At 70.2% G+C, this 13392-nt stretch carries 14 protein-coding genes; 7 read left to right on the top strand and 7 right to left on the bottom strand.

The genetic code is table 11. The features are described from left to right. Positions 1 to 249: 249 nt before the first annotated feature. The gene (locus IPK24_03210; GenBank protein MBK8074581.1) at positions 250 to 684 is read right to left on the bottom strand and encodes a nitroreductase family deazaflavin-dependent oxidoreductase; all 435 of its coding nucleotides are present in this window, start codon (positions 682 to 684) and stop codon (positions 250 to 252) included. A 157-nt stretch (positions 685 to 841) separates the two neighbouring features. Here IPK24_03210 and IPK24_03205 point away from each other — a divergent pair, with 157 nt between their 5' ends. Both IPK24_03205 and IPK24_03200 read left to right on the top strand, forming a co-directional pair. Then, a complete protein-coding gene (locus IPK24_03205; GenBank protein MBK8074580.1) occupies positions 842 to 1924 on the top strand; it encodes an EamA family transporter in 1083 nt (360 codons plus the stop codon). 66 nt (positions 1925 to 1990) lie between these two features. After that, complete coding sequence (locus IPK24_03200) at positions 1991 to 2179, top strand: hypothetical protein (protein MBK8074579.1); 189 nt, start codon at positions 1991 to 1993, stop codon at positions 2177 to 2179. A gap of 19 nt (positions 2180 to 2198) precedes the next feature. Here the strand turns inward: IPK24_03200 and IPK24_03195 are convergent, their stop codons facing one another. Together IPK24_03195 and IPK24_03190 are read right to left on the bottom strand one after the other, a co-directional pair. Beyond that, positions 2199 to 2999 carry a transglutaminase family protein gene (locus IPK24_03195; protein ID MBK8074578.1) on the bottom strand — a complete coding sequence of 267 codons (801 nt, stop codon included), beginning with the start codon at positions 2997 to 2999 and terminating at the stop codon, positions 2199 to 2201. 72 nt (positions 3000 to 3071) lie between these two features. Further along, positions 3072 to 4352 (bottom strand): MFS transporter, encoded by a 1281-nt coding sequence (locus tag IPK24_03190; GenBank protein MBK8074577.1) that lies wholly within the window; start codon positions 4350 to 4352, stop codon positions 3072 to 3074. 87 nt (positions 4353 to 4439) lie between these two features. Here IPK24_03190 and IPK24_03185 point away from each other — a divergent pair, with 87 nt between their 5' ends. Beyond that, complete coding sequence (locus tag IPK24_03185; protein MBK8074576.1) at positions 4440 to 5390, top strand: FAD:protein FMN transferase; 951 nt, start codon at positions 4440 to 4442, stop codon at positions 5388 to 5390. Here the strand turns inward: IPK24_03185 and IPK24_03180 are convergent. Both IPK24_03180 and IPK24_03175 read right to left on the bottom strand, forming a co-directional pair. Then, positions 5380 to 6000 carry a PepSY-associated TM helix domain-containing protein gene (locus tag IPK24_03180; protein MBK8074575.1) on the bottom strand — a complete coding sequence of 207 codons (621 nt, stop codon included), beginning with the start codon at positions 5998 to 6000 and terminating at the stop codon, positions 5380 to 5382. The genes IPK24_03185 and IPK24_03180 overlap by 11 nt on opposite strands. A gap of 4 nt (positions 6001 to 6004) precedes the next feature. After that, positions 6005 to 6538 carry a DUF2271 domain-containing protein gene (locus IPK24_03175; GenBank protein MBK8074574.1) on the bottom strand — a complete coding sequence of 178 codons (534 nt, stop codon included), beginning with the start codon at positions 6536 to 6538 and terminating at the stop codon, positions 6005 to 6007. A gap of 315 nt (positions 6539 to 6853) precedes the next feature. On the opposite strand from IPK24_03175, the gene IPK24_03170 reads away from it, so the two are divergent. Next, complete coding sequence (locus IPK24_03170; protein ID MBK8074573.1) at positions 6854 to 7717, top strand: alpha/beta hydrolase; 864 nt, start codon at positions 6854 to 6856, stop codon at positions 7715 to 7717. Positions 7718 to 7720: 3 nt separating this feature from the next. Here IPK24_03170 and IPK24_03165 read toward each other — a convergent pair whose 3' ends face one another. After that, positions 7721 to 8653, bottom strand: coding sequence for a sulfite exporter TauE/SafE family protein (locus IPK24_03165; protein MBK8074572.1), 933 nt, complete (start codon positions 8651 to 8653; stop codon positions 7721 to 7723). Positions 8654 to 8845: 192 nt separating this feature from the next. Here IPK24_03165 and IPK24_03160 point away from each other — a divergent pair, with 192 nt between their 5' ends. Next, positions 8846 to 9310 (top strand): Rrf2 family transcriptional regulator, encoded by a 465-nt coding sequence (locus IPK24_03160; protein ID MBK8074571.1) that lies wholly within the window; start codon positions 8846 to 8848, stop codon positions 9308 to 9310. A gap of 81 nt (positions 9311 to 9391) precedes the next feature. On the opposite strand, the gene IPK24_03155 is transcribed toward IPK24_03160, so the two are convergent. Beyond that, the gene (locus IPK24_03155; GenBank protein MBK8074570.1) at positions 9392 to 10867 is read right to left on the bottom strand and encodes a cation:dicarboxylase symporter family transporter; all 1476 of its coding nucleotides are present in this window, start codon (positions 10865 to 10867) and stop codon (positions 9392 to 9394) included. A 147-nt stretch (positions 10868 to 11014) separates the two neighbouring features. Between IPK24_03155 and IPK24_03150 the strand changes: the two genes are divergently transcribed. Together IPK24_03150 and IPK24_03145 are read left to right on the top strand one after the other, a co-directional pair. Beyond that, positions 11015 to 12682 (top strand): sensor histidine kinase, encoded by a 1668-nt coding sequence (locus tag IPK24_03150; protein ID MBK8074569.1) that lies wholly within the window; start codon positions 11015 to 11017, stop codon positions 12680 to 12682. Between the two features lie 2 nt (positions 12683 to 12684). Beyond that, positions 12685 to 13380, top strand: a complete 696-nt coding sequence (locus IPK24_03145; protein MBK8074568.1) for a response regulator — start codon at positions 12685 to 12687, stop codon at positions 13378 to 13380. The last annotated feature ends 12 nt before the right edge of the window (positions 13381 to 13392 follow it).

The following is a 13392-nucleotide window of genomic DNA, read 5'->3' as shown; positions in this document are numbered from 1 at the left end:
CGGCGGATGGCCGGGGCGTCGAGGTGCCTGGTCTCACCATCGGCAGATCATGACGTGTTGTCAACTCATGACTGACGAAAGTTGAGTCTGATTGCCTCAACTCTGGCTACCCGCAATCTGTTCCCCAACCCCGTCATACTCCGCAGCTGACCGCCCATACTCCGCAGCCGACGCCTGACATCGTTGACTTCCGCCGTTGGAGCGACCTCTGCGGAGCATGAGCGGGTTGGTGGTGGGTGGCCCAGCCGATCAGCGCGACTCGACACGGAAGACCGGGAACCGGTCGGCGACGGCGGCGAACTCGGCCAGGGAACTGCCCGGCGCGACCGGAAGGTGCGGCCGTCCCCCCGGCACCGTGTCCAGATAGCGGCGCAGGATCGGCGCCCTCTCGGTCACCGCCACCTCGACAAGTCGCACCGGCCGCGCCCGTCGCCGCCACAGCACTGCCTCGCCATCGGCCGCCCGGACGTTACGGGTCCAGTTGCACTCGCCGAGCATCGACACCAGGTACCAGTGACCGTCGAGGTCGGCCATACCCAACGGGAACCGCGTCAGGCGCCCGCTGACCCGGCCGGGCACCTCGAGCGTCACCCAGCGACGCGGCTGCAGGCCGAGCCGGAAGACCCAGGCCCACACCCGGGCGTATCGACGCGCCGTGGCATTCCCTCGACCCCCGGCGTACATCTGACGCAGCCATTCCTGGTGACGCCCCACCGTCCCACCCTCCACCGCCCGAACGGAGCGTCCAGCCGAGCCCGGACCGCCCGCTTCGAATCTAGACCGCGCAGCGGACCCGAACCCTCGGGCTGGCACCATGGAATCCGCGAGGAAGGCGGGATCGATGAGCACCGGCCCCTCCGGCACCAGGCCCTCCCACCACGCGACGTCGGCGTTGCGACACCCGGGGGTCCTGGCCGCCCTGGCCTCCGCCGCCCTGTTCGGCGCCGCCACGCCGCTGACCAAAATCCTTCTCGGTCAGGGGATCAGTCCCTGGCTGTTGGCAGGTCTGCTCTACACCGGTTCGGGCATCGGACTGACCCTGGTGCAGTTGATCCGCCGGCGACCACCGCCCCGACCCGGACGACGTGACCTCCTACCCCTGGCCGGCGCCATCGCCCTCGGTGGTGTCGCTGCCCCGATCCTGCTGCTGATCGGGATCTCGCGCCTGCCCGCGACCACGGCCTCCCTGCTGCTCAACGCCGAAGGCGCCCTCACCGCGGTGCTGGCCTGGGCCGTCTTCCGAGAGCACCTCGACCGGCGCATCGCGCTCGGCATGACGGCGATCGTCGCCGGCGCCGTGATCCTCGGCGGCCAGGGCACGGCCTCGACCGGGACCGCTGGACCGGCGCTCGCCGTCCTGGGTGCCTGTGCCTGCTGGGCTCTGGACAACAACCTCACCCGCCTGATCTCGACCACGGACGCCGTATGGCTGGCCGCGCTGAAAGGGCTCGTCGCCGGCCCGGTCAACCTGGCCCTTGCGCTGTGGGTCGGTTCAACTCGACCGTCCCCGGCGACGGCCGCCGTCGCCGCCCTCATCGGCCTGCTGGCCAACGGGGTGAGCGTGGTGCTGTTCATCACCGCGTTGCGCCGACTCGGGACGGCGCGTACCGGCGCCTATTTCGGCCTCGCCCCGTTCCTGGGCGCCCTGCTCGCCCTCGCCCTGGGGGAACCGCCGACCTGGAGCCTGGCCCTGGCCGGCGCGTTGATGGCGCTCGGCACCTGGTTGCACCTCAGCGAGGACCACGGCCACCCCCATGCCCACCAGGCCACGGCGCATGCCCACGTTCACGATCACGACCCGCACCACGGGCACCGTCACGACCAGCCAACGGAGGGCGGCCACGCCCATTGGCACGATCACGACCCGCTCGACCACAGTCATGCCCACTACCCCGATGTCCACCACCGCCACGATCACGACTGAGCCGCTCGCCGGCGGCCGCGTACCGTGGCCCGATGGCCACCACGACCATCCACCGGATCGACTTCGGTGCCATTCCGGTTCTGGCCCAACGGATCGAGCATCAGCAACCAGTTGGCCTGGCGCGCCGAACGGCTCGAGAGCGAACGCGGCACTCGAACCGACCTGCCGCCCGCCTCGCCGTGGCTCGACACCCTGCAGTCCTTCGACCCGCGCATCGTGTACTTCGCCCACGACCGCAGCGTCTGGATCCCCTGAACCCGGTCGCCTCGCCCGTTCAGCGCAACTGCACCAGAGTGGTCATGTCGTCGCTCGGCAGACCGTCCGTGGCGATCGCCATCACCTCGACCCGACTCAGATTCACCCCGCCGGTCAGCGTCGTCAGGAAGGCCGTGTCCGCCGCGTCCCGGCCGGTGGCGATGCGCATCATCGCGCTGCGCGGGGCCAGCGCCGTGGCATCGACCACGTACCACGCACCGTCCAGGTAGGCCTCGGCGACGGCGTGAAAGTCCATCGGCGACAGGCCTGGTGCGTAGACCGCGGCCAACCGGGCCGGCACGTTGCGTGCCCGCAACAGCGCCACGACCAGATGAGCGAAGTCACGACACACCCCGGCCCGGGCCAGGAAGGTGTCCACGGCGCCGTCGATGGGGCGGCTGGACCCACTGACGTAGACCAGTTGGTGACCGACCCAGCTGCTCACGCCGTCCAGGAGGTCCTTGCCCTCCAGCCCCGAGAATTCCGCGATCGCGACCGGACGCAGGGTGTCGGAGTCGCAGTATCGGCTCGGCCGCAGATAGGTGATCAACTCGAGGGGACTGATCGGCCCCGGCGATGTCTGCCCCACGGCGGTGGCCGAGTAGTGCACCCGCAGCACTCCCACCGGCAGCCGACAGAGGTGCATCCGCCCTCCCAGTTCAGCCGAGACCTCCTCGACCAGAACGGGTTGCGAGTCCACCGTGACCGTCAGCAACTCATCGCGGATCTGCGGACCAGCGGCCACGGCGAGGGCCAGCACGATCTGAGAGGGCTCGGTCACCTCCGCCTCGATCAGGGCCGAGACATTCCGTGTGACCACCGCTGTCGCCTCCCGATGCGCTGCGGAGGCCGACCGACCGCCACACTCGACCCTAGCTCCCGAGCCCGGGACTCACCCGCCCACGCCATCCTGGGCATCGGTCAGGCGCCATCGCAGCATCCGGAACAACACCGCGCCCAGCAGTTGCCCGCCGACCACGAGCACCACCCAGACCTGCGCCAGATCGTGGCCGATCAACATCCCGGCCATGGCCGGGCCGATCACGCCACCGATCGTCCAGGCCATGCCCTGCACCGAGTTGTACCGACCGCGCAGGTCCTCCCGCGCCAGGCTGTTGACCAGCGCCGGGGCCACCGGGGCCCACAGGGTCTCGCTGAGCCCGAACACCGTCATCCCGATGACGGCCGCCAACGCCGCGGGCCACCCGGCAACCAGGTCTGCGGCTGCCACCACGGCCCAGGCGAGCCCCCAGCCGAGCGCGCAGAGGGCGAGCAGTGTGGTGCGTCGGCGTCCCGCGACCAGCTTCAGGACGACGAGTTGGCCCACCACGATGGCCAGCGTGTTGGCCGCGTACGCCCACCCGAGCACCCGCGGCGGCACGTGGGCGACCGTCACGGTGTAGGCCGCGAACCCGGCCTCCAGCTGGGCATACCCGACCGTCAGGACCAGCACCGAGATCGCGGTGAAGCGCACCAACGCCCGGTCGCGCAGCACCACCGCCCAGGACGCCGTGGGCTGGTCTTGTGTGGGCCGGCTCACCTCGGATGGCTCGGACAGCGCACCGGTCCCCCGCGGCATCGCCACCAAGACCGCGATGTGCGCGGTGAAGGTCAGGGCGTCGATGAGATAGAGCCGCTGAAACGAGGCCACCGAGTTCACGTCGATCACCAGCGAACTGATCAGCCCACCGACGCCGAGACCACCGTTCAGCATCATGAAGTTGATCGCATAGACCCGCTCGCGCATCTGTTCCGACACCAGTCGGGTGAGCAGGGCATTCGATGCCGGCCACAACCCGGCCGTCCCGACCACGATCAGCGAGGCGACCGCGAACCCCTGGGGCACCGTTCGTGCGAACCCGATGCAGCCGGTACCGATCGCCTCGATCACCAAGCCCACGATCATGACCGGTCGCGGCCCGAAGCGATCGATCGCCGTCCCGAACGGCGCCGCGGCAGCGAACCCCAACACTCCCATCCAGGCGAACAACCAGCCGACAGTGGTGGTTTCGAAGTGACGCACCTCGACCAGGTAGACGTACAGGTAGGGCAAGGTCAGGCCGCTTCCCACCGCCGAGAAGGCGAACCCGAGCATGAGCCACCGCACCTGGACCGGTAGGTCCCGGATCTGCATCCTCGTGGCGCCCGGGGCGGCCTCCAGACCATTGCTCACAACCAGCCAGTCTCACTCACCGTGGCGTGATCAGGCCAACGAATTGCCGCCGGCTCCCTCGCCGTGAGCCCGCGATACCCTGCCGACGTGTCCGACCGGCCGTGGCAGGTGAACTGCTACGAACCGCTGCTCGGCACCCGGGTCGACATCGCGATCCAGGCCGACGATCCGGACGCCGCGCACCGCGCCGACGAACGTGCCCAGGCAACCATCGAACAGCTCACCGGCGTCTTCTCCCTCTACGACCCCGACAGCGAGCTGTGCCGGTGGCGCCGCGGCGAGCTCGCCAACCCTGGCGACGAGCTGGCCGGCGTCCTCGAGCAGGCCGAGCACTGGTATCGGCTCGGCACAGGCACGTTCCACCCCGCCTGCGCCGCTCTGCGCCGGCACTGGCTCGCCGCCGAACACCACCAGCGCCGCCCGAATCCGGCGGAGTTGCAGGATCTGGCAAACACGTTGCGCCCGTTACCGTTCCGGACGACGCGACGCGACGGCCGGGTTCACATCGAGCGAGTGACCGACTGCGGCGACGTCGATCTCAACGCCATCGCCAAGGGCCACATCGTCGATCGCGCCGTGGCGGCCGCCCGGGCGGACGACGCCGTGCACACCGTGGTGGTCAGCGCCGGGGGCGACCTACGCCACGCCGGCCACGGCGACGCCGTCCCGGTCAACGTCGAGGATCCGCATCGCGTGGCGGACAACGCCCCACCGATCGCCAGGTTTCCCCTCGCCGAGGCCGCCGTGGCGACCAGCGGCAGCACCCGCCGGGGCTTCCGGATCGGATCGGAATCCTTCGGGCATGTCATCGACCCCCGGACCGGATGGCCCGTGGCCGACACGATGTCGGCCACCGTCCGGGCGCCGTCCGCCCTGGTCGCGGACGCCGTGGCGACCATCGCGATGGTGCTCGCGCCACACCAGGGGATCGCCTTCGTGGACCGCCTGCCCGAGGCGGTCGCCGCGTTGCTGGTCGAGGCCGATGGCACGCAGCATGTCTCGGCGCGATGGCCCACCGGCGCGGGCGTCAGCCGCTGAAGGCCACCAGGACCACCGAGACCACTGTGCCCACCGCCGCCAGCACCAGGCCGAGGGCGCGGGTGCGCCTGATGGTCAACTGCAACACGATGCCGGTGATCGACATCAGCACCAGCAACAGCGCCGTGATGTCGATGACCCACTTCCACAGGGTCGAGGTGTGCCGACCCTTGTGCAGATCGTTGAGTACCGCCACCACACCGCTCTTCTGGCTGGTCAGCGTGAACGACCGGTCGGCGACGCGAAAGCTGACATCGGCGGCGTAGCCGGGGCCGCGATAACTGATCGACCCCTCACCGTTCTGGGTGCTGTGGTCGGTGACCTCACCGCTGACGCCGTGGGCCGACCGCAGATACTCGCTCACCACCAGGAAGTCGACGGTCCCGGCGTGAACCGTCGACTCCGGCAGGGTGCCGGAGACGGACGCGGCCACGGGGTCCTGCCCGAAGGTCCAGGTCGGGTGATTGAGCGTCAGGCCCGTCACCGAGAAGAACAGCACGATGAGCAGGCTGCTCATCGAGGTCCACATGTGGAGGCGACGCATCCACTTCTGCGTCAGGTTGCGCTGTCGCCGAACCCCCGGCGTGGTCTCGACCCCCGTCGTGGCCACGGCGTCAGACCTGGTAGCTGACCGACGCGGCGGTGAGTTCCCCCTGCGGGGTGAGCTGCTTCGACACGGCCTCGGCGCCGAGCACCACCGGTTCGCGGATCAGCTCGTACGGTCCGTGTTCGCGGGCCGCCTCGATGCAGAGGTAATACTGCCCGGAGGGCACCTTCGCCCCCTCGCGACCGACGCCGTCCCACTGCAGGCTGTAGGTGCCGGGCACCCGGGTCGGACCGGTGTTCACCTCGAAACCGCCCGAGACCGTGTACCAGCGCTTGAGCTCGTGCAACCACCGCTCGTTCTGTTGCATGTGCCAGATCGCCAGCGTGCTGACCATCTCTTCGCCGGTGCTCTCGATCCACACCGCGATGTAGGGGTTGCGGGCGGGCCCACGCCCGCCCCCGGCGGCCGCGGCGAAGGTGAAGTCGACCTTCAGCACGGCCGCGGCCGGCAACGGCGGACCCGAGGCAGCCGGCCCCGGCGTCGAGCCCGTGGCCGACGCAACGTCGGATGTCTCGCTGGTCGAGGAGGGACTGGAACTCACGAAGACCTGTGAATCCCCGTTCGAGCAGCTCGCGAGGGCTCCGGCGACCGTGACGAGACCCCAGCCCCTGAGCATGGCCCGCCGAGAGACCTCGGCATAGCGCGACTGCGTAGACCCCACGCCCACCACTTCCACTCGACCGGCGGCAACACCGTGCCTCTACCCGAACTCCCCCGAGGCCGCAACCTAGCATCCGAGTCCGTGCTCACCCGGGGTTCCCACCACAGACCACAACGCTGAAAGGTCCACCGGCCAGTTGCGGACATCACCTGTTCGGCCCACTCCGAGGACCGACGGGCCACCTAGCCTCAAAGCATGCGCCCCACGGAAATCGCGACGTTGCGTAGCGGAACCCTCGAATACCGTTACGAACGCCGCGGACCGGTGACCGTGGTGATCTGTCACGGCGGTCATCTGCGCGCCGAGGTCCCCGTCGGAGAGGATCCCCTCGCGGCGGCGGGGTTCTCGATCCTGGTGCCCTCCCGGCCCGGATACGGACGCACCCCCGTCTTCGCCGAGGACCCGTACGAGGTCGCCGCCACCGTCCGCGAACTGTGCATCCACCTCGGCCTGGACCAGGTCGCGGTGCTCGGGATCTCGGCCGGCGCCCCGCTCGCGGTCGCACTCACCGCTCGTTACCCCGAGTTGGTCAGCTCCTTGGTGCTGCACTCGCCTCGGTCGTCCCTACCCTGGCCGGACCTGGTCACTCGCCTCAGCGGCAGCGTGGCCTTCCATCCGTGGACCCAGATGTTCACCTGGACGGCGATGCAGACCTCGCTGTCCCTGCTTCCGGGGCACGGCCTGCGTACCGTCATGGGCTCGATGACCACACTCAGCGCCGAGCGTGTGGTGGCCGACCTGACCGCAGCCGAGCGGGTCGCCGTCCAGCAGCTGTTCCGGTCCATGCGCTCTGACCATGGCTTTCGAACCGACCTCGAGGTCACACCCGACCCGGCGCTGGAGCATGCGGTCAGCCGGCCGACCCTGGTGGTCGCCTCACCCACGGACGGCGCGGTGCCGTTCAAGCATGCCCAGCACCTGGCCCGTTCGATCCCGGACGCCACCCTGTGGCCGAGTCCGTCGCTGAGCCACCTGATCTGGTTCGGCACCGGCGCCCGGGAGACCGGGCAGAGCACGGTCGACTTCTTCACCCGGACGACGGCGCCGACGCAGAGCTGAGCGTCAGTCCGCCGTACCCGCCAGGGCGGACACCGATGTGCGGGCCGCGGCGGGGACGAGGTGCTGCTGCGCGCGGTGTTCGCGCACCGAGTAGGCGACGGCACCGACCCAGACGGCCCAGATCAGCGCGTACACGGCCCACATCACGCCGCCGGAGATCACCTGGTCACCGATCCAGTCGCTGTGCAGCAGCGTGCGGGTGTTGGTGAGCACGATCAGCCCGCCGACCGCCGAACCGAGCACCCGGGGCGGCAGGTGACGCACCAACCAGGCCGCGATCGGCGCCGCGACGGCCCCTCCGATCAGCAGGCCCAGCACCCAGGTCAGCTGGATGCCCTGGGTCCCCAGGGCTGCGATGAACCCGAGGCTCGCAGCCAGGGCGACCAGGAACTCACTGGTGTCGATCGACCCGATCACCCGACGCGGCTCCAGCCGGCCGCTGGCCAGGATGGCCGGGGTGCCGACCGGACCCCAGCCGCCCCCGCCGGTAGCGTCGATGAAGCCTGCGAACAGTCCCAGCGGGGCCAGGAACCGAGCCCGCAGCGGGTGTCCGAGACGGTCCTGCCGCAGGCCGCGAGCGGTGAACCGCACCAGGACGTACAGGCCGAGGGCGAGCAGGACCAGGGACATCAGCGGCTTGGCCACGGAGGTGTCCAGGTTCGACAGGACCGTGGCCCCGGCGAACGAGCCGACAGCCCCGGGAAGGCCGACCTTGAACACCACTGGCCAGTCGACGTTGCCGAACTTCCAGTGCGAGGCGCCGGAGATCATGGTGGTGCCGATCTCGGCCAGGTGAACCGTGGCCGAGGCCGCCGCCGGATTGGTGCCCAGGGCCAGCAACAGGGTGGAGGAGGTCACGCCATAGGCCATGCCGAGGCTGCCATCGATCAGCTGGGCACCCAACCCGACCAGAGCGAGCAGAACAAGCTTGCGCATCAACGACTCCCATATGTCGACTGTTCCACCAAAGCCTATGGAGTTAGTGGGAGATTAGGAGGGGATCGGAGCGGGGTCAACCCGTTCGGCCGAGCATCTCGGTGGCCGAGACACCCATCCGGACCAGCCCTGAGGGCTACCAGCCGAGGCGGCCTGCTCGTCCCGAGCCAGAGCGGATGTCAGGATGGGCCCGTGGATATCTCGGCCAAGACCGACTATGCCGTCCGCGCCCTGCTCACCCTGGCGGCCGCACAGCGAGCGGGTGACATTCGGGTGGCGGCCGAAACCCTCGCCGAGGAACAGCAACTGCCGCGCAAGTTCCTGGAGGCGATCCTCGCCGACCTGCGCCGGGCCGGCCTGGTCAGCAGTATTCGCGGCGCCGCCGGTGGGTACCGGCTCGCCCGACCCGCCGGCGAGATCCACCTGGGTGCGGTGTTCCGGGCCGTCGACGGCCCGCTCGCCGAGGTCCGCGGGCTGCGGCCGCACGAGACCACGTACACCGGCGCTGCGCAGCACCTGCCCACGGTGTGGGTCGCCGTCCGGGCCAGCCTGCGCCGAGTGCTCGACGAGGTCAGCCTGGACGACGTGCTGAGCGGCAAGCTGCCCACGCACGTGCGACGGCTGCTCTCCGCCGAGGACGCCTGGGCCAGCCGCTGACGGGCGCGAACAGCGATCCGCCCCACAGCACGCCTGATGCCCTCCCCGACGGACGGGAAGGGCATCGGCAGACCAGCGGGGTCAGCGCAGCACCGTCGCGCTCGGCACCCCCACGGGGATCGGGGCCGGGGTGACGACCGGGGTACCGGCGGCAGGCACGACATCCGGCACGACATCCGGCTCGTCGACCAGCGTGCTCTCGTCGAACGGCAGGTGGCCACCGAGCACTCTCCCGGCCTGGTCGCTGTCGATCTCACCCACCCAGGTGGCGATCACCACGGTGGCGATGGCATTGCCCGCGAAGTTGGTCAGCGCCCGCGCCTCGCTCATCATGCGGTCGATCCCGACGATGAAGCCGACGCCGTCGACCAGGTCGGGGCGGTGCGAGGCGAGCCCGCCGGCGAGGGTGGCCAGACCGGCTCCGGTGACGCCGGCCGCACCCTTGCTGGCGATCATCATGAAGACCAGCAGCGAGATCTGCTGCCCGATGCTGAACGGCTTGTCCAGCGCCTCGGCGATGAACAGCGAGGCCATGGTCAGGTAGATCGCGGTGCCGTCCAAGTTGAAGGAGTAGCCGGTCGGAACCGTGATGCCCACGACCGGGCGTGAGATGCCGAGGTGCTCCATCTTGGCGATCAGGCGCGGCAGGGCCGACTCGGAGGAGGAGGTCGACAGGATCAGCAGGAACTCCCGAGCGAGGTAGCGCAGCAGGCTGAACACGTTGATCCCGGTGACCAGCTTGAGCAAACCCCCGAGCACCACCACGACGAACAGCAGGCAGGTCGCATAGAAGGCGATCATGATCATGCCGAGGCTCTTCAGGGCACTCAGACCGGTGGCGCCGACCACGGCGGCCATCGCACCGAAAGCGGCGATGGGGGCCAGGAACATGATCATGGCCATCAGCCGGAAGACCAGTTTCTCGACGTGCTTGATCCCGACCAGGATCGGTTCACCCGCTCGTCCCATCTTCTGCAGGGCGAAGCCCACCAACAGCGCGACCAGCAGGGCCTGCAGCACCGACCCCGACGTCAGGGCCGAGACCAGCGTCTCGGGGATGAGCCCCAGGATGAACTGCGCTGTCGAGACGTGTTCGGCGCTCGCCGCCTGCCCCTGACCGGCCTTGGCCAGCGACTCGGTGAGGTTGAGCCCGGCACCGGGCTTGACCAGATTGCCGACCACCAGGCCGATGCCGAGGGCCACCGTCGACATCGTGACGAAGTAGGCCAGCGCCAGACCACCGACCTTGCCGACCTGCGCCGCCCGGCGCACCGACCCGATACCGAGAACGATGGTGCAGAAGATGATCGGGGCGATCATCATCTTGATCAGATTGACGAAGATCGTCCCCAGTGGCTTCAACTCGACGCCGACCGTGGGCCAGATGGCACCGACCGCCACACCGAGGATCATCGCGATGATGACCGAGACGTACAGATAGTGCGTGCGGTCCCGCTTCGGCTTCTCATAGTCGTGAACCGCGATGTGGGCGCGGTGCAGCGCATGGTCGATCGGCGGAAGGTCCGGGTTACCGGGTGAGTCGGAGGTGCGGGACATGGCGTACTCCTTCGTTCGTCTCGTCGCGCGAAATTCGCTGAGGACCGTGACAAAGAGCCTGCGACGCCCGGTGGATATCGTCACGGTTGTGTTCATTGAGTTCAGCGTCGACTCGAGTCGACGCAGCGCGACGGCACCGGCGACCTGATGTCGGCGCCGGCGATACGCCCGAGCTCCCCGCCCTGGCGGCGGCTGCTCGCGCGGCCGGCGCGGTGGAGCCTGGCCACCCAGACCCTGGTGCTGCAGGCCTCGGTGGCCGTGACGGTCGTGATCGCCGGGTTGGGCGGGGCGTACGTCCAGGCCCAGAAGGCGGGTTCACGCGAGGCCTCGGCCCAGGTGCTGGCGGTGGCGCGGGCCGTGGCCGTCGACGCGCGGGTGATCGAGGCGTTGCAGCAGCCGGACCCCTCACCCCGCCTACAGCCCTTGGCCGAGTCGGTGCGCCAGAGCACGGGCACCGACTTCGTCGTGGTGATGAACCCGCGTGGCCTCCGTTACAGCCACCCGAACCCGGCCCTGATCGGCGGGCAGTTCTCCGGACACATCGATCAGGCCCTGGCCGGGGGCTCCGTGGTGGAGGACTACACCGGCAGCCTGGGCCCCTCGCGCCGCGCGGTGGTGCCGGTGATCGCCCGGCGCACGGTGATCGGCCTGGTCTCGGTCGGGATCGTGAAATCCCAGGTGAGCGAACGCCTGCGCGGTCAGCTTCCGGCGCTGGGGTTGGCCGCCGTCCTGGCGGCCCTGCTCGCCGGGGCCGGGACGGCGCTGGTCGCGCGGCGGGTTCGGCGCCAGACCCGCGGGCTGGGCGCGCGGCAGCTGCAGGAGATGATCGAGTACTACGACGCCGTGCTGCACGCGGTGACCGAGGGACTGGTGCTCACCGACCGCGAGGGCCGGGTGCGGCTGGTCAACGACGAGGCGGTCCGGCTGCTCGGCCTGACGACGCCGGTCACCGATCGCCCACTCGCCGACCTCGATCTGGCACCGGCCCTCGTGGCCGCACTCACCGACACGGCCCCCCGCTCCGACGAGGTGCATGTGACGGCCCAGCGCGTCTTGGTGGTCAACACGGCTCCCGCCACCTGGCGTGGGCGGCCGCTCGGCGCCGTGGCCACCCTGCGCGACCGCACCGATCTGGAGCACCTGACCGGCGAACTCGACCAGGCCCGCAGCCTGGCCGATGCACTGCACGCCCAGGCCCACGAGGCGGCCAACCGCCTGCACACCATCGTCTCGCTCATCGACCTGGGCGAGACCGACCAGGCGGTCGCCTTCGCCACCGAGGAACTCGATCTGGCGCAACGGTTCACCGATCAGGTCATCAGCGCAGTGGAGGAGCCTGCCCTCAGTGCGTTGTTGCTCGGCAAGTCCGCCCAGGCGGCCGAGCGGGGCATCGAGTTCATCGTCGAGCAGGCCTCCCGCTGGCCGGCCGGCGTCGCGGGCGCGCGCGACGTGGTGACCATCGCCGGCAATCTCATCGACAACGCCTTCGACGCCGTCTCGGCTGCGCCGACGCCGCGCCGGGTCAGCATCGCGGCCCGCATCGACGAGCCGGCCGGCCAGGTGCCCGTGGCCGAACTGACAGTTGCCGACAGCGGCCCCGGCGTGCCCGAGGCGATCCGGCAGGCGGCCTTCGTGCGCGGGTTCTCGACCAAGTCACCCGGCCCGCTCGGACGACGCGGGGTCGGCCTGGCGCTGGTCGCCCAGACGGTGGAACGACTCGGTGGGACCATCACTCACAGCGGCCCGCCCGGAGCACGGTTCGTCGTCCGGCTGCCGTGGCACGAGAGCGAGGGCTTCGAACCGAGCGGGGGGTGAGCATGTCCGGCACCGAACTCGCCGTCCTGGTGGTCGAGGACGAGCCCGTCGCCCGGCGTGCACATGCGGTGTACGTCGATCGGGTCGACGGGTTCCGCGCGGCGGCCTCGGCCGCGACGGTCCGCGAGGCGCTCCAGGTGCTGCGGGCGACCCCGGTCGATCTGGTGCTGCTCGACCTGCACCTGCCCGACGGTCACGGGCTCGACATCGTGCGGGCCCTGCGCGCCGCGGGCCACCGGGCCGACGTGATCGCGGTGACCTCGGCGCGCGACCTCACGGTGGTGCGCTCGGCGACGTCCCTCGGGGTGGTGCAGTACATCCTCAAACCGTTCACGTTCGCGACCCTGCGCGACCGGCTCGCCGACTACCGCGTCTACCTGGACGCCGTGGCCGGCGGTTCGGCCGACACCCAGGAGCAGATCGACCGGCTGCTCACCCGACGCCGCTCACGGGACGAGGCGCTGCCCAAGGGGATGAGCCAGGAGGTGCTCGGCCGCGTCTGTCAGGTGCTCCGGGGGCGGCGCGGGCAGGGAGCCGGTGGTGGCCGGTCGGCCGGGGAACTCGCCGTCGACCTCGGCGTCAGCCGAGTGACCGCCCGACGCTACGCCGAGTACCTGGTGGAGGCGGGCCGGGTGCTCCGGCGGCAGCGGCCGGTACGCGCCGGACGCCCCGAGGTGGAGTATCTCTGGACCGACTGACCCGTCGCGCAC

It is taken from the genome of Kineosporiaceae bacterium, assembly GCA_016713225.1.
Classification (GTDB): domain Bacteria; phylum Actinomycetota; class Actinomycetes; order Actinomycetales; family Kineosporiaceae; genus JADJPO01.
This window is presented reverse-complemented; position numbering and strand designations above follow the sequence as displayed.

Excerpts from the sequence above, each read along its gene's own strand:
- IPK24_03210 (MBK8074581.1), bottom strand. The coding sequence starts at position 684 with ATGTACGCCGGGGGTCGAGGGAATGCCACGGCGCGTCGATACGCCCGG.
- IPK24_03205 (MBK8074580.1), top strand. The coding sequence starts at position 842 with ATGAGCACCGGCCCCTCCGGCACCAGGCCCTCCCACCACGCGACGTCG.
- IPK24_03170 (MBK8074573.1), top strand. The coding sequence starts at position 6,854 with ATGCGCCCCACGGAAATCGCGACGTTGCGTAGCGGAACCCTCGAATAC.
- IPK24_03165 (MBK8074572.1), bottom strand. The coding sequence starts at position 8,653 with ATGCGCAAGCTTGTTCTGCTCGCTCTGGTCGGGTTGGGTGCCCAGCTG.
- IPK24_03155 (MBK8074570.1), bottom strand. The coding sequence starts at position 10,867 with ATGTCCCGCACCTCCGACTCACCCGGTAACCCGGACCTTCCGCCGATC.
- IPK24_03150 (MBK8074569.1), top strand. The coding sequence starts at position 11,015 with ATGTCGGCGCCGGCGATACGCCCGAGCTCCCCGCCCTGGCGGCGGCTG.
- IPK24_03145 (MBK8074568.1), top strand. The coding sequence starts at position 12,685 with ATGTCCGGCACCGAACTCGCCGTCCTGGTGGTCGAGGACGAGCCCGTC.